This is a genomic window from Parafrankia sp. Ea1.12 (assembly GCF_900465275.1).
Classification (GTDB): Bacteria; Actinomycetota; Actinomycetes; order Frankiales; family Frankiaceae; genus Parafrankia; species Parafrankia soli.
In genome coordinates this window covers 1-25,660 of record NZ_UBIZ01000075.1, presented here as the reverse complement: position 1 = coordinate 25,660, position 25,660 = coordinate 1, and the positions used below count along the sequence as shown (strand labels likewise).

The window sequence follows — 25,660 nt, the reverse complement described above, 5'->3', positions numbered from 1 at the left end:
CAGTTCCTTCACTCTCGTGTGGGCCATCGTGTGCCTGCCGTTCTCGTCGTCGGATGGTTCGGTCGTCGGTCGTCGGGCGGCCGGGGCGGGCGTGGGCATCGCCGCCGTCAACGGCCCGGACGCCGTCGTGCTCTCCGGAGACGAGGCGCCCGCCCTCGCGTTGGCCGCGGTGTTCGCGGACCGGGGTCGACGGACCCGCCGGCTGCGGGTCAGCCACGCGTTCCACTCGCATCGTCTCGACGGCATGATCGAGGAGTTCCACCGGATCGCCGACAAGATCGTTCTCTCCGAGCCCTCGGTGCCGGTCGTCTCCGACCTGACCGGGGAGCTGGCGGGCCCCGGGGAGCTGACGTCGGCGCGCTACTGGGCGGACCACGTGCGCCGAACGGTCCGGTTCGGGGCGGTCCTGACCCGGCTGCGTGCCGCCGGGGTCACCCGCTTCCTCGAGGTGGGCCCGGACGGCGTCCTCACCGGGATGGCGCACGCCGCGCTGTCCCCGCGACCGGACTCCGCCGCGGACACAGGCGCCCGGGAGGTGGTGCTGGCTCCGGCGCTGCGCCGGGACCGGCCGGAGACGGCGACCCTGCTGGGCGGCGTCGGCCGCCTGTACGCGCACGGGGTCGCCGTGGACTGGCCGGCCCTGTTCGACGCGCTCACGGTCGCGGGCCCGGCCGCCGACGCCCCGCTCGGGCCACGACCGCGCACGCTCGACCTGCCCACCTATGCGTTCCAGCGGCGGCACTTCTGGCTGGCGGGCACAGCCGTCCGGTCCGCGCCCGCCGTCGGCGGCCCGCCCCTGGCGTCCGGGTCCGGCGACGCCGGGGACGACGTCGGTGACGGTACCGTCACCGACGTCGAGGTGTGGAGGGCCCGGCTGGCCGCGGTGGCGGGGCCGGACCGAGAGCCGCTGCTGCTGGAGCTCGTGGTCGGCGAGACGGCCGCCGCCCTCGGGCACGACACCCCCGAGGACGTCGAACCCGACCTTGCGTTCACCGAGCTGGGCCTGGACTCGCTGACCGGGCTGGAACTGCGCGACCGGCTGAGCGCGATCACCGGGCTGACGCTGCCCGGCGCCGCCGTCATCCACCATCCCACGCCGCGGGCCCTGGCCGAGGCCCTCGGCCGCCGGCTCGACGAGAGCGCGGCCGGCGCGCGGGCCGGCGGCACATCGGTGTTCGGAGCTCCCGCACCTCCCACCGCGGACGGGGCGGCGGCCGTCCCCGATCCCAGGTCCGGCGCGGTGGCTGCCGACGGCGCCGCGGTCCGCACCGCCGGGACGCCGGCGCCGACACCGACGGGGGACGCCCGACCCAGCGCGCTCGCCGAGGTGTACCTCGGGCTGTGCGCGGCGGACCGAACGAACCAGGCGGCGGCGGTGCTGGTCGCGGCGTCGTCGGTCCGCGAACGCTTCGGCCGTGACGAGCGCGCCTCGCACGCCGGCGCGCCGGTCCGGCTCGCGCGGGGACCGGCCCGTCCCGGTCTCGTCTGCCTGCCCTCGCTGAGCGCGCTGTCCGGACCGCACGAGTACCTGCGCTTCGGCCGCTCCTTCCAGGGCACCCGTGACGTCTTCGTCGTGCCCGCACCGGGCTTCACCGACGGCACCCTGCTGCCCGACGCGCTGGACACGTTCGTGGACCTGCTGGTCGACGCGGTGGTGGCCGAGGTCGACGGGGAGCCGTTCGCCGTGGTCGGCCGCTCCCTCGGCGGCTGCGTGGCGCACGCGGTGACGGCCGGCCTGGAGGATCGGGGCCTGGGCCCGGCGGGGCTCGTCATGGTCGACACCTATCCGACGGACGCCGCCGCGACCCCGGGCATGGAGTGGTGGCTGCCGTCCCTGATCCGCGGGATGCTCGCCCGCTCCGGGCAGTTCGACCTCTCGCTCAACGACACCAACCTGACAGCCATGGGCGGCTATCTGGAGGTGTTCGGGCCGTGGCAACCACGTTCCGTCGCGACGCCGACGCTGCTGCTGCGCACCACCGAACCACTGCCCGGAATGCTGCCCGATCCCGACGACGACGCCACCGGCCCTGCCGGTTCCGCCCCGCGCCGGGACTGGCGTGCGTACTGGCCCCTGCCGCACGACGCGGTCGACGTCCCCGGCAATCACTTCTCGGTGCTGGAGGAGCACTCGGAGACGACCGCCGAGGCGGTGCGCGCCTGGCTGGATCCGCTCGGCTGACCCGGCCCGCCCCCGGCCGCCCGACGACCGACGACCGAACCATCCGACGACGAGAACGGCAGGCACACGATGGCCCACACGAGAGTGAAGGAACTGTACGAGCCCGGCACGCTCCCGCCCGCCGGCTCCGTACCCGAGCTGATGTACGCAGCGGTCATCCGTCAGGACCGCCTCGGCCCGCCCGACAAGGCGATCCGCACCGAGGTCGTGCCGGTGCCCGAGGTCGGCCGCGGCCAGGTCCTCGTCCACGTGATGGCCGCCGGCATCAACTACAACAACGTCTGGGCCTCCCTCGGCCGGCCCGTCGACGTGATCGCCGCACGGATGCGGCTCGGGGACCCGGTCGACTACCACATCGGCGGCTCCGAGGGTGCCGGCATCGTGTGGGCGGTCGGCGAGGGTGTCCGGCACGTCAAGGTCGGGGACGAGGTCGTGCTGACCAGCGCGCAGTGGGACGAGACCTCACCCGACATCCGGCTCGGCACCGACCCGATGGCGTCGTCGACCCAGCTCGCCTGGGGCTACGAGAGCAACTTCGGGACGTTCGCCCAGTACGCGCTGGCCGACGAGTACCAGTGCCTACCCAAGCCCGCGGGGTTGGACTGGGTGGACGCCGCCAGCCTGATGTGCACCGGCGCGACCTCGTACCGGCAGCTGTGCGGCTGGCCCCCGCACATGGTCGAGCCCGGGGACCCGGTGCTGATCTGGGGCGGCGCGGGCGGGCTGGGCTCGATGGCGATCCAGATCGTGCGCTACCGGGGCGGGCGCCCCGTCGCGGTGGTCTCCGACGAGGCGCGCGCCGAGCACTGCCGCCGCCTCGGCGCCGTCGGCACGATCAACCGCCGCGACTTCGACCACTGGGGCCGGCTGCCCTCGGTGGACGACACCGAGGCCTACCGCGGGTGGCTCGACGGCGCCAAGCGGTTCGGCGCGCAGATCTGGGAAGCGCTCGGTGAACGCCGCGCGCCCCGGCTGGTACTGGAGCACTCGGGTCAGGACACCCTGCCGACCTCGATGTACGTGTGCGCCACGGGGGGCATGGTGGCGATCTGCGGCGGCACGTCCGGCTACAACGGGGACCTGGACCTGCGCTACCTGTGGATGCGTCAGAAGCGCCTGCAGGGCTCGCACTTCGCCAGCCTGCGCGAGTGCCGGCAGGTCGTCGGTCTGGTCGCCGAGGGCGTCCTCGACCCCTGCCGGACCGTGATCGGCACGCTCGACGACGTCGGATACGCCCACCAGCTGCTGCACGACAACCGGCAGCCGCCCGGGAACCTCGTGGTCCGGATCAACTCCCTTCCCGACTGATCGGCGCCCCCGCGGCCCCTGACCGGGCCGCGATCCGCACCTGACCCCATCCCCTCACCTGTTGTACTCACCGCCTACGGAGGCAGACGTGACGCTCCCCTTCCGCTTCGGCACCGGCCTGCTGGAGATCCCGCGTGGCGAGGCGTGGACGACGACCGCGCGCCGCGCCGAGGAACTCGGCTACGACGTGCTGCTCGTGCCCGACCACATCGGGAACACGGCCCCGCTGCCTGCGCTGGTGGCGGCCGCGGCCGTCACCAAGCTGCGGCTGGGAACGCTCGTACTGAACACCGGCTTCTACAACCCCGTGCTGCTCGCCCGCGAGGTGGCGACCACCGACCAGGTCACCGGCGGACGCCTCGAACTGGGCCTGGGCACCGGTTACGTGCGCGAGGAGTTCGAGGCCCTCGGCCTGGAGCTGGGAACCGCCAGGGAACGCGTCGACCAGCTCGAGCGGACGCTCGCCACTCTGCGGACGGTTCTGGACAACCCCGAGTCCGTCCCGGCGCCCGCGCAGGAGCGCGTCCCGCTGCTGGTGGCCGGCAACGGCAACCGGGTGCTGCGGCTGGCCGCCGAACACGCCGACATCGTCGGCTTCCTGGGGATGGCCTTCTCTCCGGAGTCGCCCGGCGGGCTGCGGCTGATCTCGAACGCGACCTTCGCCGAGCGGGTGGCCTACTTCGCCGACGTGGTGGGCGAGCGGGACGCGCAGGTCGAACGCAACCTGCTGATCCAGGCAGTGATCATCACCGACGACCGGGATGCCGCCCTGCGGCACCTGCAGGCCGCCCAGCTCCCCGTTCCACTGGAGGACCTGGACGACTCGCCGCTGCTGCTGATCGGTGACCTCGAGCAGGTCACCGACCGGGTCCGCGAGCTGCGGGACCGTTTCGGCATCTCCTACCTCACGGTGATCGAGCACTACCAGGAGGCCTTCGCCCCCGTGGTCGAGGCCCTGCGCGGGACCTGACCCCAGGACACCACCCTCCCGCCGCGGACCCGGCACACCTCGGATCCCGCGAGAGCCACACTTGCCGACGACAACCAAAGTTGTCATCGGCAGGCGTGGCGGTGCTCGCGGCCGGCGGCGGAAACCTAGGTTGTCGATGGTGCCGCGGGAAGGGGGGTGGACAGGCCGGGCCAGCGCTTGCGGGCCGCCTGCCGACTGATCCCGACCGCCCGGCCCACCTCGCCATAGGACGCACCGGCCGCGAGGGCCTCGCGAGCGACCCGCTCGACCCGGTCGGCGGTCTGCCGCCGCGCGGACTCGGCCGCCGCCAGCCGGGAAAGCCAGGCCTGCGCCGGCTCCGCCGCCCCACCGGCCGGCGGAGGAGACCCGGCGGCCGTCCCGGCCCCGGCGCCCACCAACTCCTCCCCCGCCGTGTCCGCGCCGTCCGCCGGGCCGGTCACCAGGGGCTGCAGGCAGGGACCGAGCAGGCTGACCAGCCGGTCGACCGAGACCCGCTCGACCTCGGGGATGCGCAGCAGGTACCGGGTGACCAGCAGGCCGATCAGGACGGTCACGACCAGACCCGCCCGCAGCTCCACCTCCTCGCCGGTGAGCACGCCGGCGAGGAGGTCTCCCTTGGGATGGGCGAAGGCGCAGCGCACCGCCTCGGCGGCGGGGGCATGGGTCAGCATCGAGCGCAGGGCGGCGAGATTGGCCTCGGGGGCGTGCTCGATCTCGGCGATCATCACGGCCAGCATGCGCTCACCGAGGCCCTCCAACGGGCCCAGGACCGCCGCGCCGAACCCGACGTCGATCTCGGAGGCGACCTCGAAGAGCCCGGCCTTGGAGCCGAAGTGCTGCATGACAAGCGCGGGGTCCACTCCGGCACGCTGAGCCACCGCGCGGATCGTCGTCTGCTCGTAACCGTGCTCGGCGAACAACCCGCGCGCGGCGTCGAGGATGGCCAGCCTGGTGCGGGCGCGGCGGTCCCCGCGCCCCGTCGCCTGATCGGGGTCGACGACAAGCTCTGTGTCGGACGTCACAACGAACCTTTGCTCCACGGTCGTTGACCCATGTGTTGAGATCTCTCTACGGTCTGTGAGTCTACAGGCGTCGAGCGAAAGTCTTCCCGGACAGCCTCGACCTGACCCAACACACCACCCCAGGAGACCCACGACATGCCATCCACGGAACCGGCCGCCCGGCCGGCCGGCGCCACCTCCCGGCGCCGCGCGCCCGCATGGCTCGTGGTGAGCGTGCTTGCCGCCGCCCAGTTCATGATCGCCGTCGACGCGACCATCGTGAACGTGCCGCTGCCGCAGATCGCCGCCGCCCTCGACATCACGAAGGAATCCGACCTGCAGTGGGTGGTGAACGCCTACCTGCTGGCGTTCGGGGGCTTCCTGCTGCTCGGCGGCAAGGCCGCCGACCGCTACGGCCGGCGCGCGGTCTTCACCCTCGGCGTCGGGTTGTTCGGAGTGGCCAGCCTGGTGGGCGGCCTGGCCCAGACCCCCGGCCTGCTCATCGCCGCCCGCGCCGCGCAGGGGCTCGGCGGGGCGCTCATGACACCCGCCGCGCTGAGCCTGCTGACCATCTCGTTCCCGGAGGGCGAGGAGCGGAACCGGGCGCTGGCCATCTTCGCGGCGGTGGCCGGCAGCGGTGGCGCCCTCGGCCTCGTACTCGGCGGCGTCCTCACCGACGGACTCGACTGGCGGTGGGTCTTCTTCGCGAACGCCCCGATCGCCGCGGTGGTGATCCTCCTGGCGCTGCGAGCCGTCGGCGAGAGCAGGGACGACGAGGCGGGCAGCTTCGACCTGGCCGGAGCAGTCACGGTCACCGGCGGCCTGGTCGCACTGGTCTACGCGCTGACCCAGGCCAACGACACGGGGTGGGCCACCGTCCAGACCGTCGGGCTGCTCGCGGGGTCGGCGGTCCTGCTCGGCGCGTTCGCCGTGCTCCAGGCCCGGGGGAAGAACCCGATGATGCCGCCCCGGGTCATCGGGCGCCGCAGCGTCGCCGGCGCCGATCTCGGCATGGTCTTCGTCTACACCGCGACGGTCGGGGTGTTCTTCTTCCTCACCCTGTATCTGCAGCAGATCCACGGCTACTCCGCGATCAGGACCGGCTTCGCCTTCCTGCCCCTGTCCGCGGCGACCATGGCGGCCGGTGCCCAGGCACCCCGGCTGATGGCACGGTTCGGAGCGCGCCCGCTCGTCATCGGCGGGCTGCTCCTCATGGCCGCCGGTCTGCTGCTGGAGGCGCGGATCTCCCCCGACGGCGGGTACACGGGCGTCGTGCTGGGCCCGCTCCTGCTGGTCGGGGCCGGCACCGGGTTCGCCTTCGTCGCGATCACGGCGGCCGGAGTGGCCGGGGTCCCGCCGGAGGACGCCGGTATCGCGTCCGCGCTGGTGAACGCCGGCGGCCCACTCGGCGCGGCGCTGAGTCTCGCGATCTTCACCGCGATCGTCAACGCCAGGCTCGACGCGCTGCGCGGGTCGGTGACGGACCCCGCCTCGCTGGCAGCGGCAACCACCAGCGGGTGGTCGTGGGCGCTCGTGACCGGGGCGGCCGTGGTCGCGCTGGGCGCGGTCATCTGCGGCCTGCTCATCCCGCGTACCCCGCGGGGTGCCACCACCGAGACCGCACCCGCGGTGACATCACCGGCCGGCGTCGCCTGAGCATGCGGCCATGACCCCGCCGCACACGTCCGGCGACCGCGCGGACCGCGTCTCAGACGTTCAACGAGACCGGCAGGTCCGCCCGGCCCGCCACCCGCAGCTTGCGGTACGTGCGAGTCAGATGCTGCTCGACCGTGCTGACCGTGATGAAGAGCCGACCGGCGATCTCCCGGTTGGTGTGACCGGCCGCGGCCAGGGTCGCCACCTGCAGCTCCGCCGCGCTCAGCACGTCCAGGCCGACACCACCGCCGGTGGCGGCACCGGCCTCGGGCCGGTCCGAGGCGATCCGGTCCGAGGCGAGGACACCGGCCGTGGCCAGCGGACCGCCGGTGACGATCCGGCCGTCCGGCTCACCGGTGGACGGCTGCCCGTCCCACACGCCGCCGCCCAGCCCCGACTGCTCCGGACGCTCCAGGTGCGGATGTCCCGCGTGCCCCAGGTGCGCCGCGCCACCACCGCCCTGGGCCAGCAGCTGGCGGTGCAGTGGAACGGCCTGACAGTCCGCGGCGATCATGGTCGCCCGCCGGGTGACCATGCGCGCCCGGTTCGCCTGCCCGAGCCTGCGGTACACGTTCGCCAGGTCGGCGAGCGCCGCCGCGATCTGCTGGCGGTCGCCGGATGTCTCCAGCATCTCCACGGCCTCGCGCAGCAACGCCATCCGGCGCCGCGGTTCCACCGTCGACGCCAGCGCGCGCAGCGCCATGCCCCTGCTGCGCCGGTGGTCGGACCCGGCCCGGTCCAGGTGTTCCTCCGCGAGCCGCAGCGCCGGCTCACCGCGACCGAGCCGCAGCAGCGCCGTGACCGCGTCCACCCGCCACGGGACGAAGGCGGGCAGGTCGAGCCCCCAGTCGCCCAGCAGGCGGCCGCAGGTCAGCAGATCGTCGAGGGCGGCGTGCGGCCGGCCGGCAGCGAGGTGGACCTGGCCACGCGCGTGGAGGAACTGCGCACCGAAACGAGTCTGGAACATGGCGTCGGGTACCGACATCTCACGGGGGTCGAGCGTGTCGTGCTCGCCCATCGCGGCGCTCGCGGCGAGCAGCACCGACAGGGGTCCGCCGACCGCGACCCCCCAGCTCCAGGCCGGGATGTGTGTCAGCGCGGCCTGTGCGAACCGGCGCGCGGCGGCCAGCTCCCCGCGGCGCAGCGCGACCTCCGCGCGGGCCGCGGCGAACAGCGCCTGCCAGGTCGGGGCGCCGCGCAGTTCGGCCTCCCGCAGCAACGAGTCGCACCACGACCGCGCGAGATCGGCCCGGTCCGCGTAGATCAGGACGTAGAGCGCCGTGTCCAGGGAGCAGAACGTCGCGTCGTCCAGCGGGGCCGCCTGCAGCACCCGCTCGGCGATATCGACCGCATCCGACTCACCGCCGCCGCCGCGCAGCAGTCTCGTCATGGCGGAGGCCACCGCGAGAGCCGGACCGGCGACGACCGACGGCGGGACGGAGCCGTGCGACCAGCCCGAGGGCCGACCCAGATCCGCGATGACGCCCGGCTGCGTCACGCTGAGCCACTCCCAGGTGAGGTGTAACTCCGAGACCACCGCCGGCGAGAGCCCGGCCGCGGCGTGTTCGACATGACGCAGCACGTCCGCCGCCGTGTCGCAGCGCCCTTCCAGGATCAGGGGGCGGACCAGACCGATCGCCTCCTCGTCCGGAAGCTCACCGGCGCGCAGCGCGTCGACGAGCGGGGCGAGGTGACGGAAGGCAGCGCCGGGATTCGTCCGGAACTCCGCCCGCGCCCGCAGCAGGGTCACCGCCCGTCGCTGAGCCTCGTCCGCGCAGGCGGTCACCGCCAGCCCCAGGCAGGCCGCGGCGAACGCCACGTTGTCCGTACGCAGGGACTCCTCGGCCGCCTTGCACAGGACGTCCAACGCCCACGGCTCGTCGGCGCGCCCGGCGGCCACCAGGTGGATCGCCAGGATGCCCGCGGCCGCGCCCTCCCGGTAGAGCAGCCGGGCTGCGCGCCGGTGCAGGGCCGCCCGCTCGTCCGTCGCCAGGTCGGCGAGCACCGCGGCCCGCGCGGCCGGATGCCGGAACCGTCCGGCGCACAGCAGGCCGGCCGCGCTCAGCGCGCCGAGGGCCGAGTCGGCCACCTCCGCCTCCGCGGCGACGAGCCGCCGCAACACCGCCGAGGAGTCGGACTCCTCGAGCACGGCCAGCGCCCGGGCGACCGCCAGCATGCGGGTGCCCCGGTGCGCGCAGGTCACGACGGCACGCGCGAAGACGCTGCCCGGCACCGGCTGGTCGGGGCACGTGGCACCCTCGTCGCCGAATCCCCGGGGGACCTGTCTGGACCACTCCGGGAGCGTGTCCTCCAGCAACGCCCTGACCAACAGGGGGTTGCCCCCCGAGAGCTCGTGCACCGCCGGGGCCAGCGAGGCGACCAGCTCGGGCGGGGCGAGGGCGGCGACGATCCGGGCGACCCCGTCCAGGCTGAGCGGGCCGACCGGGACCTGGCACAGGGCGGGCTGCCGGAGCAGATCGGCGTACCAGGCCGTCCGGCTGCGGTCGATCTCCAGCAGCCCTTCGGACATGGTGAACACCATCAGCACCCTGGCCGAGGCGAGACGACCCGCCAGGTACAACAGGCAGTCACGGGACGCGGCATCGACGAACTGCAGGTCGTCGACCGCGATGACGACCGGCGTACGCGCCGAAAGGTCGCGCAGCGTCTCACACAGCAACTGACGGACCTCGATACGCAGGTGGTCCGCCGCAGCCGCCTCGGTCTCACACGCCAGGGCGAGGGCGTCGACACGCAGCTGCGACCGAATGCGGTCGCGGTCGGCGGTCGGCAGCCCGCCGACGATCTGACGGAGCAGACCCAGGGAGTACTCGCTCTCCGCGCACACCCCGGCCCCCTCGAGCACGGTCGCACCGCTCGCGGTCGCGCGCGCCACGAAGGCGTGCAGAAGTTCCGTCTTCCCGACCCCGACCGGTCCCCCGATGACCGCGATGCCGCCGCCGCGTTCCTGGCAGTTGTCGACGAGCCGACCAAGCCGAGCCAGCTGCCCGGCACGCTCAACCAATGTCATGGAGACCCTCTGCGCTCTCGTCCGGCCTGACGATGAAGCCCCTGGCGAGGCACCGGAGGGGCTCCCGGTCCAGGAAAGGTCACGCCATACGCATCCGGCATTCCTCCATGTCGCGCCGGGACGATTACCCACTTCACCGATCGGAAAGCGTGGTCCCGTTCAGCATAATGACCCGAAGGTGGGCTCGATGTGCCTCCGTTGGGATCGACGATTCGACAACGGCGCACAGGCGGCAACCCGCACCTTCGCACCACGGCGCATCGGTTCCACCCGGCGCAGGGCCAGGAGCTGGTATTTCCGTGGAAGGTAGCTGGACGGTCCGATGTTCGACCGCATCCGCGGAACACCGGCTCCGACACCTACGTGCCGGGAATCACACGCATCGTCGGTGCCCTCGCGGGCGTTCCCGATGCCCGCCCGGCCGCCGCGGCAGCAGGGACGATCACGGCCGAAGGCAGCCGGGCGCCGGCCAGCCGGAGGTGGCTCAGACCTCCGGGAGCGTGGCCGGGGGCAGGGAGACCGAACCGCGGCCGGGGACGGCGGCGAGCAACGCACGGGTATAGGGATGGTCGGGAGCGCGGAACACCGCTTCGGCGTCACCCGCCTCGACGATCCGGCCGTCCTTCATCACCAACAGTCGATCACTCACATGGTGGATGACGCCGAGATCGTGGGAAATGAACATCAGGGCCACGCCGAGATCCCGGCGCAGCGTCGTCAGCAGGTCGAGGATCTGCGCCTGGATTGAGACGTCGAGCGCGGAGACCGGCTCGTCGCAGACCAGCACCCGCGGCGACGGCGCGAGCGCACGAGCGATCGCGACCCGTTGCCGCTGCCCACCGGAAAGCTCGCGCGGACGCCGGGCGACCATCGCCGCGGGCAGACCGACCTGGTCGAGCAGCTCGGCGACGCGCGCGCGGCGCGCCCGGCCGCGGGGCACCCCCGCGACCTCCACGGCCTCACCCAGGATGCGCCCGACGGTGTGCCGGGGATCGAACGACCCGAGCGGGTCCTGGTAGACGGCCTGGATCTGGCGGCGCCGGTCCCGCCGCTCCCGCTCGGGCACGCCGCTCCACGGCAGGCCGCCGAACGTCACCACGCCCTCGTCCGGCTGCTGGAAGCCGAGCACGATGCGCGCCAGCGTGGTCTTGCCCGAACCGGACTCGCCGACCACGCCGACCGCCTCGCCCACCCGCAGCTGCAGGCTCGCCGCCAGCACGGCGTCCCGCCAGCCCCCGTCGGGCCGCCGGAAGCGCTTCGAGACCCCGGCCACGTCCAGCAGCAGCTCCCCCGGCTCCACGGCCTGCCAGCCGGGCACGGCGTCCGGGACGGGCCTGTCCGCGCCGACCGCGGCCGCCGGCACGGCGGCGCCCGCCGGCACGGCGGCGCCCGCCGCCGTGGCGGGCCCGGCGGTGTCTAAGGGATGCCAGCACAAGGCGAGATGGCCGCCGAGATCAGCCTCGGGAACGGGCAGCCGTTCACGGCACCGGTCGTCGCCCCGCGCGCACGACGCGGCGTAGGGGCAGCCGAGCGGCCCGGCGCCGGGGCGCCCGACCACAGCGGGCGACAGGCGTGCCCCCCTGGGGTGCAACGCGGGAACGGCCGCGAGCAGCGCCCGGGTGTAGGGGTGACGCGGCCGGTCGAGCACCGCCGTCGCCGGGCCGCTTTCCACGACAAGACCGGCGTACATCACCACGATGTGATCGGCCAGGCCGGCCACCACGGCCAGGTCGTGGCTGATCAGCAGAATGGCCGTGCCGTCGCCACGCAGCCGGTCGAGCAGCGCGAGGATCTGCCGCTGGACGGTGGCGTCGAGGGCCGTGGTCGGCTCGTCGGCCAGCAGCAGCCGCGGCCGGGCCGCGATCGCGGAGGCGATCAGGGCCCGTTGACGCAGGCCGCCGGAGAGCTGGTGCGGGTACTGGCCCACCCGCTGCCCGGGGTCGGGGACACCCACGTCGGCCAGCAGCGAGAGCACCCGCTCGGCCCGCCGGGACGGCTCGACGGTGCGGTGGGTCCGCAGCACCTCCCCGATCTCGGCGCCCACCCGGCGCAGCGGATCCAGCGAGACCAGGGCGTCCTGCAGGACCAGTCCGATGCCGGCGCCGCGCACCGCGCGCCAACGGCTCTCGGTCAACGCGGTGAGATCCAGCCCGTCGAAGGTCAGCGCGCGGGCCGTCACCCGCGATCGTGCCCCGGTCAGGCCGACGAGCGTGCGGGCCGTGACGCTCTTGCCCGACCCGGACTCGCCGACGATCGCCAGGCACTGCCCGGCGGCCAGGGTGAACGAGGCGCCGCGCACGGCGCGCAACGGCTCGCCCTCGCCGGTGAAGGTGACGTCGAGGCCGTCGACGACGAGCAGCGGGGCCGGGTCCTTCTCCCGCGACCGCGTGGCACCGGCCGGAGCCGACAGGGCCGGTGCCACGGACGGAGGTTCGACCGCGCTCATGACCCGGACCTGCCCGCGAAACGGGTGCGCGCGTAGCCGCCGAGCACGTTGACCGCGAAGACCACCACCGTCAGCGTCGCGCCGGGGAAGACGGCGATCCACCATGCCGTGGAGAGGAAGTCACGGCCTTCGGCGAGCATCGAGCCCCATTCCGGATCGGGCGGCTCGGTGCCCAGGCCGAGGAAGCTGAGCACCGACGAGGAGACCAGCGCCGCACCGAAGCCGACGGTGGCCAGCACCAGCAGGGGGGTCAGGGTGTTCGGCACGACGTGCCGACGGATCAGCGTCGCGCGGGGCAGGCCGAGCCCGAGAGCCGCCTCGACGTAGCCGGAACGCCGCACGCCCAGCGCCTCCGCGCGCACCAGCCTGGCGTAGGGCGGCACCGAGGCGATCGCCACGGCCAGCGCCACGTTGCCGGTGCCCGCGCCGAGCACCGCCACGACGAGCAGCGCCAGCAGCAGGGCGGGCACCGCGAGCAGGACGTCGACGAGGCGCATGAGGACCCCGTCCGCGATCCGGCCGCCCAGCGCGGCGGTGAGCCCGAGCACGGCGCCGCCGCCGGCACCGAGCACCGTCGCGAACAGGCCGAGCAGCAGCGCGGGACGGGTGCCGTAGAGCACCCGGGTGTAGATGTCGCGCCCGAGCTGGTCGGTGCCGAACCAGTGGCCGCCGCCCGGGCCGAGCAGGGCGTCGACCGGAGCGGTGTCGTTGGGGGCATGCCCGGTGAACAGTCCCGGGGCGACGGCCACGGCGACGACCAACGCGACGACGACCGCCGCGGCGAGCACCACGGGACGCCCGGCGCGGCGCCGCCGGGCGCGGGCCGGCGCGAGCACGCCGAACCCGCCCGCCGCGGCGGAGGCGTCCAGCGCCGTCACGGCGCACCCGACACGGCGGACACGGTCATACGACGGCCTCCACGGTCCGGAGCCGGGGGTCGATGACCAGGTACAGCAGATCGACCACGGCGGAGATGATCACGAAGACGAACGCGGAGAGGACCACGACCGCCATCACCACGGGCATGTCGGCCGTGGTCACCGCCCGCAGCAGCAGCGAACCGACGCCGGGCCGGCCGAAGACCGTCTCGATCGGCACCACGCCGCCGATCAGCGTGCCCGTCAGCCAGCCGGTGAGGGTGACCGCGGGCACCGCCGCGTGCCGCAGCACGTGACGCAGCCGCACCGCGGTCTGGCTGAGGCCACGGGCCCGGGCGGTGACCACGAACGGCTGGGTGAGCGCGGCCTCCATGCCCTCGCGCAGCACCTGGGCCAGCATCCCGGCGATGGCCAGCGCGAGGGTGAGGGCCGGCAGGACGAGCGAGGACAGGTCCTGCGCCCCGGCGACCGGGAAGATCTGGAGCTGGAACGAGAACAGGGCGAGCAGCACGATCCCGACCCAGAAGCCCGGGGTGGAGACCGCGGTGAGCTCACCGGCCCAGGCCAGCGCCCGCAGCCAGGGCCAGCGCCCGGCTGTCGCCACCGCCGAGACCACCGCGAGGACCACGGCGATCCCGAGGGCGGCCAGCGCGAGCTGCACCGTCGGCCAGAGCTGGTCGCCGATCAGCCGGGAGACCGGCTGCTGCGACTGGTAGGACTCGCCGAGGTCCCCGCGTGCCAGCCCGCCGATGTAGCGCAGGTACTGCACGATCACAGGCCGGTCGAACCCGTAGTCCGCGCGGATGCGCGCCCGGACCTCCTCCGGGGCCTGGGACATCGGGCCGAGCAGGCGCTGCACGGGGTCTCCGGGCAGCGCCTGCAGGGCCGCGAAGGCGAGGGTGGCCGCGCCGAGCATCACCGCGACGGCCGCGAGCAGTCGCGCCACGATCGCGCGGGCCACCCGGCGCGGCATGCTCACGCCCGGTCCCGCCAGGCGTCGTACCAGCTCACCCAGGTGTTCGGGTCGAAGTCCAGACCGTTGATCCGGTCGGCGACCCCGAGCAGCGTGCTCGACACGTACAGCGGGACCGTCAGCGCCAGGTCGATCACCCGCTGCTGGGCCTGCCCGTAGACGTCGTCGCGCACGGCCTTGTCGAGGGTCGTGGCCCCGGTGTTCGTCCACTCGTCGAGCCGCGGGTCGGAGATGAACGACGCGTTCTGGCCGGCCGGGGGCAGGCTCGCGGTGTTGAAGAACAGCCGCAGCACGTCGGGCTCGAAGCGGGCCCACTGGAAGTCGAGGACGTGGTAGGCGCCTTCCAGCGACTTGGTCTGCGACTCCCCGACCTCGATGACCGGGTGCGCCAGCTCGATCCCGACCTTCTTCAGGTCAGCCTGGATGGCCTGACCGAGCACGTCCCGCTGCTCGCGCACGTACTGGGCGGGCAGCGCCGGCCAGAGCACGGAGAGCCGCTGGCCGCCCTTGGTCCGGTACCCGTCGGCGTCCCGTCCGGTCCAGCCGGCCTCGTCCAGCAGGGAGTTGGCCTTGTCCTGGTCGAACGGCCAGGAGTTCTCCAGCTTGGCGTTGTACGAGGGTGTCGTCGGCGACAGCGGGCTCCAGGCCCGGTCGTACTCCCCGAAGTAGACGGTCTTGACGTCGGTCTCGATGTCGATCGCGAGCTGGAACGCCTGGCGGACGCGCAGGTCGTCGAACGGGGCCTTCCGGCTGTTGAGGTAGAGCGAGTACGGGGCTCCGGCGGCCTGCTGGCTGATCACCTCGAGCCCGGGTGTGCGGCGCACGGCCGCGACGTTCGTCGGCGCGATCGAGCGGGCCGCGTCGACCTGGCCACTGGTCAGGGCGCCGAGGCGGGTGGAGGCCTCCGGCAGCAGCCGGATCTCCAGGCGGTCCAGGTAGGCGGGGCCGCGATGCGCCGCGGTCTCCGGAGCCCAGTCGTAGTCCGGGTTCTTCACCAGGGTCAGGCCCTGGTTCTGGGTGATGGACTGAACGCTGAACGGACCGGTGCCCACCAGCGCCGGACCGCCGCCGCAGAACTTGTCCACGCTGTCGGCAAGCGCCTTCGGCGAGTAGAAGCCCAGGTACGCGGTGCTCGCCGCCTGCAGGAACGGAGCGAAGGGCTTCGAGAAGGAGATCTTCACCGTCAGCGGGTCGACCACCTCGACGCCCTTGTAGGGGCCGAGCAGGGCGATGGCGAACTGCGACTTGGTGTCCGCCGAGACGATGTGGTCGAAGTTGGCCTTGACCGCCTCGGCGTCGAACCGCGTGCCGTCGGTGAACGTCACGCCTTCGCGCAGGTGGAAGGTGTAGCTGGTCAGGTCATCCGCGACCTCCCATCGCGTGGCCAGCCACGGGTGGAACTTGCCGTCGACGTCCTCGAACACGAGCGAGTCGAAGACACCGCGCTGGATCTCTCCGGTGATGTCCTGGGGGCTGACGTGGATGTCGAAGCAGGCGGGGAACGTGTCGACGGCGTACGTCACGGTTCCACCCGCGACGGGCGTCGCCGAATCGTTACTCTCCGTATCTCCACCTGAACCGCAGGCGGTCAACAGGAGCGCGCCGCAGGCCGCGCCCGCGGCGAGGATCCGTACCGGTCCGAAAAAACGCATGAAGGTGCTCCGAGAGGAATTCCGAAAGAACGCGAACGGCTGGATGACGTGCGACGAACGACGGGAACCGGCGGTGGCCGGGTGGCCGGGGTGACGGCCGGGTGACTCAGGCGGTGGCGGCGCCCGCCGTGACCTCTCTCGCGAGGGCCGCCGCGGGCCCGCGCGCGCCGCCCGAGGGCACCGGGGGCAGTCCCAGCCGCGTGCGCAGCGTCGTCCCGGCGGGGTCTGTGCGCAGGGCGCCCGCGGCACGCAGCGCGGGAGCGACGCTGTCGACGAACTGCGTGAGGCCGTCGAGGAGGCCCGCGGCCGCCCCGCCGCCCGCGCCGCCCGCGCCGGCCAGGCGCACCGGCGGCACCAGGAGGAACCCGTCGGCGGCGCCGGCCCACACATCCCCGGCGATGTCGCGGGCGATGGTCTCGGCGGCGCCGACGAACGCGAATGTTCCGCCCGCTGACCCGTCGGCGGCCGCGGCACCGGCCGCACCCGCGCCGAGCACGAAGGACACCGCGGGCAGGACGAGCAGCTCCCCGGGAACCCGCCCGTGCAGCGCGAGGCGTTCGTGCAGGTCCGCGCGGAAGGCGATGCCAGCGTCGGGGCCCGCGTACGGGGTGATCACGACGTCCGCGACGGCGGCGGCGAGATCGCGCTGACGGCGGGCGTCCTCGCCGTCCCCCGCGGCGGCGGCGAGCAGGACCGGCGGGCGGCCCTGCGGCGAGCGCGGGACGTTGAACCGACCGTCGATGTCGAAGTGCCGGCCGCGGTAGGTGAAGGATCCGGCCCGTGGGTCGGCGAGGAACGTGCCCGCGGCGGGATCCACCACCAGGTCCTCGTCGGCCCAGGAGCCGAACAGGCTCGCGGCGGCCGCCAGGAACTCGCGGGTGCGCTCGGCCCGGTCGACACCGAGAAGGCCGGGGCCGTGCCGGAAGTTCGCACCGGCCCGCTCGTCCAGGGTGGTGACGACGTTCCAGGCGGCCCGGCCCCCGGAGAGATGGTCGAGCGTCGCCAGCCTGCGGGCCACCGCGTAGGGCTCGCCGAACGTCGTGGTGGCCGTGGCTGCCAGGCCGAGTCCGTCGGTGACCGAGGCGAGCGCGGCCAGCAGCGTGAGCGGGTCCGGCCGGCCGGCGGCACCGGCCTGCTCCGTGTCGGGGTCGCCGGGCGTGGCAACCTCGTCGGCGGCGGGCAGCCGCAGGTCCTCCCCCAGCAGCAGGAAGTCGAACCCGCCCCGTTGCGCGGTCTGGGCGAACTGGACGTAGGTCCGGAAGTCGACGAGGTCGCGCGCGCGCAGGACGGCGGTCGGGGCGCCCGCACCGGAGCTGGTCGGCGGGGCCGCACTCAGGTCGGCGCTCGCGTGTACCGGGGCCGGGAACGCGACGGCGAGGTGTATCGGCGGGCGGGGCTGGGTCATCGGGATCTCCTCGCGGGTCAGGCCGGGCGGACCTCGGTCATGCGGTGACGAACCGGTTGGCCGGGTGCGGCAGGCCGAGCAGCCCGCGCAGCGTGTCGGCCTCGTAGGCCGAGCGGAACGCCCCCCGCCGCCGCAGCTCGGGGACGAGCAGGCGGGAGATGCCCTCGACGTCCGCGGCCGCGACGCCCGGGCGCAGGCGGAACCCGGTCAGCCCCGCGTCCCGCCATGCGAGCAGGAGGTCCGCGAGCTCGCCGGCCGTGCCGGCGAAGACCCGCGCGTCGGAGACCAGCGGGGTGCCCGCCAGGTCGTCCAGGCGCGCCTTGCGGTCGGCGGCGCGGGCCCCGTCCGCGTCGAGGAAGACGATCAGATCCCCGAAGATGTGCAGGGTCTGGTCACCGCGGCCGGCGGCGTCCTGCTCGAACCGGATCTCGTCGATGATCGGTCGGATGTGCTCGACCTCGTGCGGCGTCACGAAGACCACGTCGTAGGCACGGGCCGCCAGTCGGTAGGGAATCGTGACGTGTGCGAGCCCGACGACCACCGGTTGGCCCTGCGGCGGGCGCGGGACGGTCGCCGGACCCCGCACCCGCCAGTGCGAACCTTCCAGGTCGACGGGGTGCGTCCTGTTCCGGTCGATGTGGCGCCGGTCGAGGTGAGTCCCACCCCCGCCCGGGTCGGACCGGCGGCCGGCCGGGACCGCGCGGATCTCGGCGTCGTCCTCCACGCTGTCCCACAGCCGCCGCGCGGCCTCCACGAACTCGGCGGCCTCGTCGAAGACGTCCTTCATGAGCGCGAGGACCTCGGGGGCCTCGAGGTCGGCGACGGACAGCGGCGGGATCTCCCTGCGCCCGAAGTGACCGGCTTCGTGGTTGCGGCCGGCGCCCTGGGCGCGCCAGCCCGCTCGACCCGACGTGATGTGGTCCAGCGTCGCGATCGCGCTCGCGACCGCGAACGGCTCGGAGTGGGTGATCACGGTGCTCGGCGCGAGCCCGATGTGGCGCGTGTGCGGGGCGACCCGGGCGGCGAGCAGCACCGCGTCCAACCGCCCGCGGACCAGGTCCGTCCGGTCATCGTGGCTGTGGAACTGCGTGGACTGCAGGATGAAGGCGTCCTCGAAGGTCACGAGGTCCAGCAGCCCTCGCTCGGCCTCACGGACGAGGTCGATCCAGTACCCGGCGGTGAACAGGCTGGCCGCCTGTGACTCGGGTGCCCGCCACGCCGCGGGATGCCAGCCGGCGCCGTCGAGCGCCACGGCCAGGTGCAGGGGTGGCGGTGCGGGCATGGGACCTCTTCCTGTGGGTGGCGCTGTTCCACCTACGCCCGGAGCTCTCTCCGGAACGCGCCGTCAGGATGATCATCCTTGCGTCGCCGACCGCCCCGGTACACCCGGCATCGCGCCCCCTACGACCCCTGTTTCCGGAGGTCGGGCCACTGCGCCCCCGTACCCGGTTTCACCGGGCCGGCCGCTCGGCGGGTTCGGGAACAGCACCCGGCGGCCGGACCACGAGGATCCGGTCCGCCGGGGTGAACGGTTTCCCCGGCCGCGCGCCGCCGCTACTGTCCGGTTGGTGGCATACGCGAACGTCGACGGCCTTCGAATCGGCTACGACCTGATCGGCGACGGTGAGCGGACCTGGGTGCTGACGCCGGGTGGTCGCTTCCCCAAGGAGACCCCGGGCCTGCCGGAACTCGCCCGGGCACTCGCCGCTGACGGCAATCGGGTCCTGCTGTGGGACCGGCCGAACAGCGGCGGGTCCGATCTGCGCTTCACGGGTCCGAGCGAGCCGCGGATGCAGGCCGACACCCTCGCCGCGCTCCTGACGGAGCTCGGCCTCGGGCCGGCGGTGCTCGCCGGCGCGACCGTGGGCTCCCACATCTCGCTACTCACCGCCGCGCATCACCCGGAGGTGGTCTCCGGCCTGTCCCTGTGGTGGATCAGTGGCGGCGTGATGGGCCTCATGATCCTCGCGAACGTCTACTACACACCGGCCATCACGGCCGCGTGGACGACCGGCATGGACGCGGTGGCGGCGCTGCCCGACTGGGCCCCGCTGCTCGACCGGAACGAGCGGAACCGACGCCAGGTCCTTGATCAGGACAGGGAGGCCTTCCTCGCCACCATGCAGCGGTGGATGGCCGCCTACTGCCCGCGGCCCGGCGAGCAGGTGCCGGGCCTGCCCGACGAGCTCGCGCGCGCCATCACCGTCCCCGCCCTCGTGTTCCGCGGCGGCTCGAGTGATCCCTTCCACCCGCGGGCGACGTCGGAGGCGCTGGCCGGCCTGCTGCCGAACGCCCGGCTGGTCGAGCCCCCCTGGGGCGACCGCGAGTACCTCGACCGCCAGGCCGAACGGGAGAGCGCCGGCGGTCTGTTCGTCCGCTGGCCGCTGCTGGCCCCGGCACTGCGGGACTGGGCCCGCGAGGCTCTCGGCTGAGCCGGGGCCGGGAGTCAGGCGGGGCCGGGAGTCAGGACGTCGCGGCCTCGTCGGGGACCCAGAGGATGTTGCGGGCCCGGAGCAGGTCGACGACGCGCTCACCGTGCTGCTGGAGGAGCGAGACGAACGCGGCGTTGGCGCGCTCCCCGTCGCGCGCCCGCACGGCTCGGGAGACCGCCGTGATCCCCTTCTTCTGCGGGTCGATCGTGCCCGGCACCAGCTCGAAGAAGTTGCCGGGGATGATGCCGTTCATCTGCCGGCTCATCGCCTTCAGCCGCGACGACCGCGCGAGCGCGAAGATCTGGCGCAGGAACACCTCGTTCGCGTCCCGGACGGCGGTGGGATCGGTCGCGGCCCGCAACGCGCGCTCGGCCGCCTGCAGCCGGGCCAGCCCGTCGTCGTCGCCGCGTTCGGTGGCGCGCTGCGCGGCGTAGCCGTAGAGCAGGCCGATGAGCCCGTAGTGGTCGCGGACGGAGTTCTCGTCCAGGCCGTGGACGAACGCGCCGCGGTGCAGCTCGTTCGTCACCCAGCCCTCCTGGTCGAGGACGATGATGGCCTCGCGGACGGGAATCCGGCTCACCCCGAGATCCTCCGCGATCTCGTCCTGCCGGACATGGTCGCCCTGACGCAGCTCACCGGAGAAGATCAGGTTCCGGATGTAGTCCGCCACCTGGGCGCCGCTGCTGCGCCGGTCGATCGCGGCACGCCGCTGCGTCGCGGTCGTGGTCGACGCGGCTCGACCTTGGGGAGGTATTGCGGGCTCCTTCGACGCGGCGGCGCCGCTGAAGGAGACACCTCCACCGCGTCACCCGGCGCCGAGGCGGCCGCAGCCCGTCGATCGTATCGATCGATCGGGGGCGCGGGCGAACCGCCCACCCGGCCCGCATGGCGAACCGGGTGGCCTGGACAGTGCCTGGACCAGGGAGAACGGGTCGGGCAGCCGGGCGGCCGCCGGCCTACCGGAGCGCGGGAGCGAGCCGGCGCCACTGCTCGCGTGGAAAGGCCTTCGGGTCGGCGGTGAGAACCTGGACGCAGACGTGGTCGGCACCGGCGGCCCGGTGTTCGTCGACCCGGCGCCGGATCGCGTCCTCGTCCCCCCAGGCGATCAGGGCGTCGAAGAGCCGGTCGCTGGCGTCCGCGACGTCGTCGTCGGTGAAGCCGAGCCTGCGGATGTTGTTCGCGTAGTTCGGCAGCCCCAGGTACCCGCGCAACCAGTCCCGGCCGATCGCGTGGGCCTCGTCGGCGTCGGTGGTGAGGATCACCGTCTGCTCGGGGAGCACGAGGGGCCCGACTCCCAGGCTCTCCCGGGCCTGCCGGGTGTGCTCCGGCGTCACGAGGTACGGATGTACTCCGCACGCCCGGCTTCCGGCCAGCTGGAGCATCCTGGGGCCGAGCGCGGCCAGCACGCGGCGCTCGGGTGGGACCGGCTGGTCGGCCTTGTCCAGCCCGTCGAGGAACGCCGTCATCGCCGCCAGCGGCCGGCGGTAGCGACCGGGTTCCGACGCGTCGACCAGCGGTGCGTGGCTCACCCCTACGCCCATCAGGAAGCGGTCTCCGTGGGCGGCCGTGAGCCTGGCGTATCCCGCGGTCGTGTCCGCCGGGCTGTGCATCCACAGGTTGAGGATGCCGGTGGCCACGGTCACCGACCGGGTCGCCGCCAGCAGTGCCTCGACGGCCTCGAACACCGGGCCCCCGACGTCGGGAATCCACAGCGCGCGGTAGCCCAGCTCCTCCAGTTCCGCCGCCGCGTCGGCCAGCTCGGCCTGATCCCCCCACCGCAGCTGCTGGCTCCAGATGCCAACTCCGGAAATATCCATGGCAACCATCCTGTCCATCGCGCGTCGGTGTGCTCGACCCGGTGCCGTCGCGCCGGTGTTGTCACACGTCGCGGGCCGTGCCCGGGCGCCACCGGCGCCGGCGCCGGGTACCTCCATCCGACCCAAGCCTTCCACCGGCCTCGAACCGGCCATGGGCTTGATCCCCGGTCACCGATTCTCGCGCGTGGCGCTCCCCTCCGGCCAGGCGACGAGCGGACCGCACACGTCGACCAGCGCGGCCGTCGGGGCGAAGTCCACGGGCACCTCGATCACGTGGACACCCGGCCGGGCCAGCGCGGCGGCAAGGTGGTCGCGGTGCTGCACGGCCGACCGCGGGGCGCCGCCGTCGCCCCACACCTCGACCACCAGGGTGCCGGCGAGGCGCGACGCCCACTCGACCAGGGCGGCGACGGCCCCGTCCCGGGGCGGGGTGTCGACGACGGCCACCCCGACGCCGCCCGTGCGCAGGACGGCGCCGAGCGCCCCGGCGACCGCGACGCCCACGCTGCCGGCCGCGGGGACCCGCGCGCTACCGAGCCGCGTCGTCGGCAGCGCGCGCGCCAGCCACATCGCGGCCCTCCCGGGCTCGGTCCAGACCGCCGCTTCCCCGGGGAGGACCGCCGCGACGTCGGCCGCCGCGCGGGCCGGGTTGAGCGGGGCGTCCTCGCGCCCGTACAGCGGCTGGACCACCGCCGCGAGCTCGCGGTAGAGCCGCGGTCGCGCACCGCCCACCGCGGTCCTGGAGCGAACGCCGACCGCCCCCCGGACGAGGTCGTCCAGGCCCAGGTGGAGCAGTTGTTCCGGGCGCACGCCGGCCGCGCGCAGCAGGGCTTCGGGGCACTCGTCGGCGTCCACGCCGACAACGGCCACGAGGCCCGTCGGCCCCGCCCCAGCCCCGGCCAGGACCAGGTCCCGTTCCTGCAGGCATCCGGTACCCAGGTGGAACGGGCTGTCCCAGCGGAAGAGCCCCTTGGCCGTGAAGGTGTTGAGGACCCCCAGTCCGGTCGCTTCGGCGAAGGAGCGCAGCGCGTCCTGCGCCCCTGCCCGGACGACGCCGCGGCCGGCCAGGACGAAGTCGACGTCGAATCGGCCGGTACCGGGCGCCGGGGACGCGGTGTCGCCGTCGAACGTGGCCAGGCGGGCCGCCAGGGACGGGTCACACCCGGCACCGGCGGGCGTGGCGGACCCGTCCGCCCCGTTTGCCACTGCCGGCGTGACCGGCGCGGCCGGGTCGAACCCGAGCCGGACGCTCAGGGTCCCCCGGCCGCGCCGGCGGGCGTCCCTCACCAGGGTCTCCAAGTCGGCGGGAGCCCCTGCCGGCACGGGCTCCCGCCTGGCGGCCGGGACGGGCCGGGAGACGAGGGTGAGCACGTCCCGGTCGAGAACCGCGCCGAGCCCGCCGCCCATCGTCCCCTCGGCCTCGGCGACGAGCCGGGCGCTGGCGAGGTCGGGTGCCACATGGAGCCGAATCCCGGGAACGTCGCCGGCCGTCGGGCCGGTGGGTGGGCAGAGCAGGTACCCGACGCCGAGGCGTCGCAGCAGGTCCCCCAGCGACATCCCAACTCCCGCGACACTGCTAGGATAATTTATACAAAATCATAGAAGGTTGATGTCGGGCCGTCGACCACCGCTACCGGTGGCTGTCACAGCGACGGCCGGCCACGCGATCCCGGCGGCCACCGGGGCCCGCGGACACGGAAGGGAGGGCGGATCCCGTGGACGACCGCCTCAGAGATCACTCCAGCCCTCGTGCCGGTCGGCCCTCGCCGGCTGCCGGCCGAGACGCAGCGGAGAGAGCGGAGCGTCGCGCATGAGCAGACGGCTCGACGACTCGCTGACCTCCCAGAGCCGCCGCCACCACCGGTTGGCGGCCGATCCGGGCATGTCCAGCGCCTTCTCCAGATCGGCCCAGGCCACCCAGTTCGGGATCGCCCAGACGAGCACACACTCCGAATCGTCGGCCAACGCAGTCCTGAATGCGCCGACGAGCTGCCAGCCATGCCCCGCATAGACGGGAACCGCTTCCTCCGCGATGATCGACAGAAAAATTGCCGCCGTACCGCGCGGTACCCTGACCATCTCATGGGCGTAGACCTCGCCCCGCACACCCGCCACGCAAAGCTCCGAGATCGTCCGGGACCACGGGGCGGGAATCAGTATACGGTCGAGTCCGCCGGAGCGGTACTCAGCGGCCTCCTGCCACCATTTCTCCAGCTTTGGATCCTGGAACGACGCGCTCGATGTCTCGTGCCGCAGACCCGCTGCCAGCCCGTCGAAACCGTCCTCCTCCCAGAGGTTGACGACCTGTGGCCACCGGCCGGTCGTCCCCACGACTCCCCATACCCCATAGCACAGCTGGTTGCGCTCCTCCTGTGCTATCGGACTCCAGTTCGCCGTCATATGGTGGACGTAGTTCGCGCGGTTCGCGCCTTTGATGTCGATGAACTCATGCGTGTAAACTTTGGTGTTCACGGCCAGCAACCCTCCGGCGCCTTCTCGGCAATGTCGGATGCGTGGGCGCCGTTTTCAGCAGTACCATATAGAGCGGAACCGATCAACACCATGAATTCGCCGCCAGTCGTGCGCACCGGGCCGACCCCAGAGGAAGCAGCGGCCGCCACGGAACATGTTTTCAGCCCCGCTGGCGGCCCCGGCGGACCGCCGTCCGAACATTCGGGAGGTTCGATGAGCTCGCCGTTCACCGAGGAGCGCGAGGAACTGCGCGCGGCCGTACGCTCCTTCCTCGAGGACTCGTCGTCGGAGCACGCGGTACGCACCCAGATGGAGACCACCTCCGGCTATGACCCCGCGGTGTGGGCCGTGTTGGCGCAGCAACTCGGCCTGACGGGTCTGGCCATTCCCGAGGAGTACGGCGGGGCCGGGTTCGGCTTCGCGGAGCTGGCGGTCGTCTTCGAGGAGATGGGCCGCGTCCTGTTCTGCGGGCCCTTCCTCGCCACAGTGACGGCAGGCCAGGCCATCCTCGCCACGGGTGACACCGCCGCCTGCGCCGATCTGCTCCCCGGCATCGCCGGCGGCCGGCGGATCGCCACGCTCGCCGTCACCGAGGCGGACGGCCGCTGGGAGGAGGACGCCCTGCGGACCCGGGCGACACGGGCCGGCGAGAGCTGGCGCCTGGACGGCACCAAGATGTTCGTGCTCGACGGGTGCTCCACCGACCTGCTCGTGATCGCGGCCCGCACACCGGCCGGGACAGGCCTGTTCGCGGTCGACGCGACGGCGGCCGGGCTTCGGCGCACGCCGCTCGCGACGCTGGACCAGACCCGCCGGCAGGCCCGGTTGGACCTCGACGCGGTGGACGCCCGGTTGCTCGGCTCGGACGGCGCGGGCTGGGCCGCCGTGGAGCAGGGCTTCCAGCGTGCCCTCGTCGCCCTCGCGGCGGAGCAGACGGGGGGCGCCGCCCGGGTGCTGGAGATGGCTGTCGGGTACGCGCGGTCGAGGATGCAGTTCGGCCGCCCGATCGGGTCCTTCCAGGCCGTCAAGCACAAGTGCGCCGATGTACTGATCGAGGTCGAGTCCGCCCGGTCCGCCGCGTATGAGGCCGCGGCGGGCGACCCCGAGCTGCCACTTGTCGCCAGCCTCGCGGCGGCCTACTGCTCCGACGCCTACCTGCATGCCGCGGCGGAGAACATCCAGATCCACGGCGGGATCGGCTTCACCTGGGAGCACCCGGCCCATCTGTACTTCAAGCGGGCGTCCAGCGCCCGGCTGATGTTCGGCGACCCGGCGCAGCACCGCGAACGGGTCGCGCGGCTCCTCCCGGTCTAGAAGGCTTGGGCGGGCGAAGCCGCGAAGGATGGGTCAAGTTCGGGGCGCGCGGGTCAGGCTGCGAGTCCGGCGTGGTGGATGAGTTCGTTGATGGCGGTGTCGTAGGCGTCGGCTGCTCGGCGT

The 25,660-nt window shown here is 73.6% G+C and carries 18 protein-coding genes; 6 read left to right on the top strand and 12 right to left on the bottom strand.

Annotation, left to right across the window (positions count from 1 at the left end; genetic code table 11):
* The 3 genes from FMEAI12_RS00605 to FMEAI12_RS00595 all read left to right on the top strand — a co-directional run.
* On the top strand, positions 1 to 2,182 hold a 2,182-nt coding region (locus FMEAI12_RS00605; protein WP_146776595.1), incomplete at its 5' end, for a thioesterase domain-containing protein.
* Positions 2,183 to 2,251: 69 nt separating this feature from the next.
* Positions 2,252 to 3,490, top strand: coding sequence for a crotonyl-CoA carboxylase/reductase (gene ccrA, locus FMEAI12_RS00600; protein WP_112104596.1), 1,239 nt, complete (start codon positions 2,252 to 2,254; stop codon positions 3,488 to 3,490).
* Positions 3,491 to 3,578: 88 nt separating this feature from the next.
* Positions 3,579 to 4,460: a TIGR03621 family F420-dependent LLM class oxidoreductase gene (locus tag FMEAI12_RS00595; protein ID WP_112104595.1), complete on the top strand. Its 882-nt coding sequence runs from the start codon at positions 3,579 to 3,581 to the stop codon at positions 4,458 to 4,460.
* A gap of 125 nt (positions 4,461 to 4,585) precedes the next feature.
* Here FMEAI12_RS00595 and FMEAI12_RS39425 read toward each other — a convergent pair whose 3' ends face one another.
* Entirely contained in the window at positions 4,586 to 5,482 is an 897-nt protein-coding gene (locus FMEAI12_RS39425; RefSeq protein ID WP_160144218.1) for a TetR family transcriptional regulator, read from the bottom strand.
* A 135-nt stretch (positions 5,483 to 5,617) separates the two neighbouring features.
* Between FMEAI12_RS39425 and FMEAI12_RS00585 the strand changes: the two genes are divergently transcribed.
* Positions 5,618 to 7,117 (top strand): MFS transporter, encoded by a 1,500-nt coding sequence (locus tag FMEAI12_RS00585; protein ID WP_112104594.1) that lies wholly within the window; start codon positions 5,618 to 5,620, stop codon positions 7,115 to 7,117.
* A gap of 52 nt (positions 7,118 to 7,169) precedes the next feature.
* Here the strand turns inward: FMEAI12_RS00585 and FMEAI12_RS00580 are convergent, their stop codons facing one another.
* The 7 genes from FMEAI12_RS00580 to FMEAI12_RS00550 form a co-directional block, all read right to left on the bottom strand.
* On the bottom strand, positions 7,170 to 10,148 hold the full coding sequence (locus FMEAI12_RS00580; protein WP_112104593.1) for a LuxR family transcriptional regulator: 2,979 nt from the start codon (positions 10,146 to 10,148) through the stop codon (positions 7,170 to 7,172).
* 484 nt (positions 10,149 to 10,632) lie between these two features.
* Positions 10,633 to 12,594 carry an ABC transporter ATP-binding protein gene (locus FMEAI12_RS00575; protein WP_112104592.1) on the bottom strand — a complete coding sequence of 654 codons (1,962 nt, stop codon included), beginning with the start codon at positions 12,592 to 12,594 and terminating at the stop codon, positions 10,633 to 10,635.
* Positions 12,591 to 13,430, bottom strand: a complete 840-nt coding sequence (locus FMEAI12_RS00570; RefSeq protein WP_368672038.1) for an ABC transporter permease — start codon at positions 13,428 to 13,430, stop codon at positions 12,591 to 12,593. Before FMEAI12_RS00570 ends, FMEAI12_RS00575 begins: the two co-directional genes overlap by 4 nt.
* Positions 13,431 to 13,497: 67 nt before the next feature.
* Positions 13,498 to 14,445 (bottom strand): ABC transporter permease, encoded by a 948-nt coding sequence (locus tag FMEAI12_RS00565; RefSeq protein WP_112104591.1) that lies wholly within the window; start codon positions 14,443 to 14,445, stop codon positions 13,498 to 13,500.
* Positions 14,446 to 14,447: 2 nt separating this feature from the next.
* A complete protein-coding gene (locus FMEAI12_RS00560; RefSeq protein ID WP_235013544.1) occupies positions 14,448 to 15,968 on the bottom strand; it encodes an ABC transporter substrate-binding protein in 1,521 nt (506 codons plus the stop codon).
* Between the two features lie 235 nt (positions 15,969 to 16,203).
* Positions 16,204 to 17,502, bottom strand: coding sequence for an LLM class flavin-dependent oxidoreductase (locus FMEAI12_RS00555; RefSeq protein WP_112104589.1), 1,299 nt, complete (start codon positions 17,500 to 17,502; stop codon positions 16,204 to 16,206).
* A gap of 37 nt (positions 17,503 to 17,539) precedes the next feature.
* Positions 17,540 to 18,784, bottom strand: coding sequence for an LLM class flavin-dependent oxidoreductase (locus tag FMEAI12_RS00550; RefSeq protein ID WP_112104588.1), 1,245 nt, complete (start codon positions 18,782 to 18,784; stop codon positions 17,540 to 17,542).
* Between the two features lie 286 nt (positions 18,785 to 19,070).
* On the opposite strand from FMEAI12_RS00550, the gene FMEAI12_RS00545 reads away from it, so the two are divergent.
* Positions 19,071 to 19,934, top strand: a complete 864-nt coding sequence (locus tag FMEAI12_RS00545; protein WP_165938878.1) for an alpha/beta fold hydrolase — start codon at positions 19,071 to 19,073, stop codon at positions 19,932 to 19,934.
* A 31-nt stretch (positions 19,935 to 19,965) separates the two neighbouring features.
* Here FMEAI12_RS00545 and FMEAI12_RS00540 read toward each other — a convergent pair whose 3' ends face one another.
* From FMEAI12_RS00540 to FMEAI12_RS00525, 4 genes are all read right to left on the bottom strand, one after another.
* On the bottom strand, positions 19,966 to 20,604 hold the full coding sequence (locus tag FMEAI12_RS00540) for a GntR family transcriptional regulator (RefSeq protein ID WP_112104586.1): 639 nt from the start codon (positions 20,602 to 20,604) through the stop codon (positions 19,966 to 19,968).
* Positions 20,605 to 20,890: 286 nt separating this feature from the next.
* The gene (locus tag FMEAI12_RS00535; protein WP_112104585.1) at positions 20,891 to 21,751 is read right to left on the bottom strand and encodes an LLM class F420-dependent oxidoreductase; all 861 of its coding nucleotides are present in this window, start codon (positions 21,749 to 21,751) and stop codon (positions 20,891 to 20,893) included.
* 168 nt (positions 21,752 to 21,919) lie between these two features.
* A complete protein-coding gene (locus FMEAI12_RS00530) occupies positions 21,920 to 23,308 on the bottom strand; it encodes a thiamine pyrophosphate-binding protein (protein ID WP_112104584.1) in 1,389 nt (462 codons plus the stop codon).
* Between the two features lie 171 nt (positions 23,309 to 23,479).
* On the bottom strand, positions 23,480 to 24,223 hold the full coding sequence (locus tag FMEAI12_RS00525; RefSeq protein WP_112104583.1) for an NIPSNAP family containing protein: 744 nt from the start codon (positions 24,221 to 24,223) through the stop codon (positions 23,480 to 23,482).
* Between the two features lie 213 nt (positions 24,224 to 24,436).
* Here FMEAI12_RS00525 and FMEAI12_RS00520 point away from each other — a divergent pair, with 213 nt between their 5' ends.
* A complete protein-coding gene (locus FMEAI12_RS00520) occupies positions 24,437 to 25,537 on the top strand; it encodes an acyl-CoA dehydrogenase family protein (protein WP_112104582.1) in 1,101 nt (366 codons plus the stop codon).
* Positions 25,538 to 25,660 lie beyond the last annotated feature (123 nt).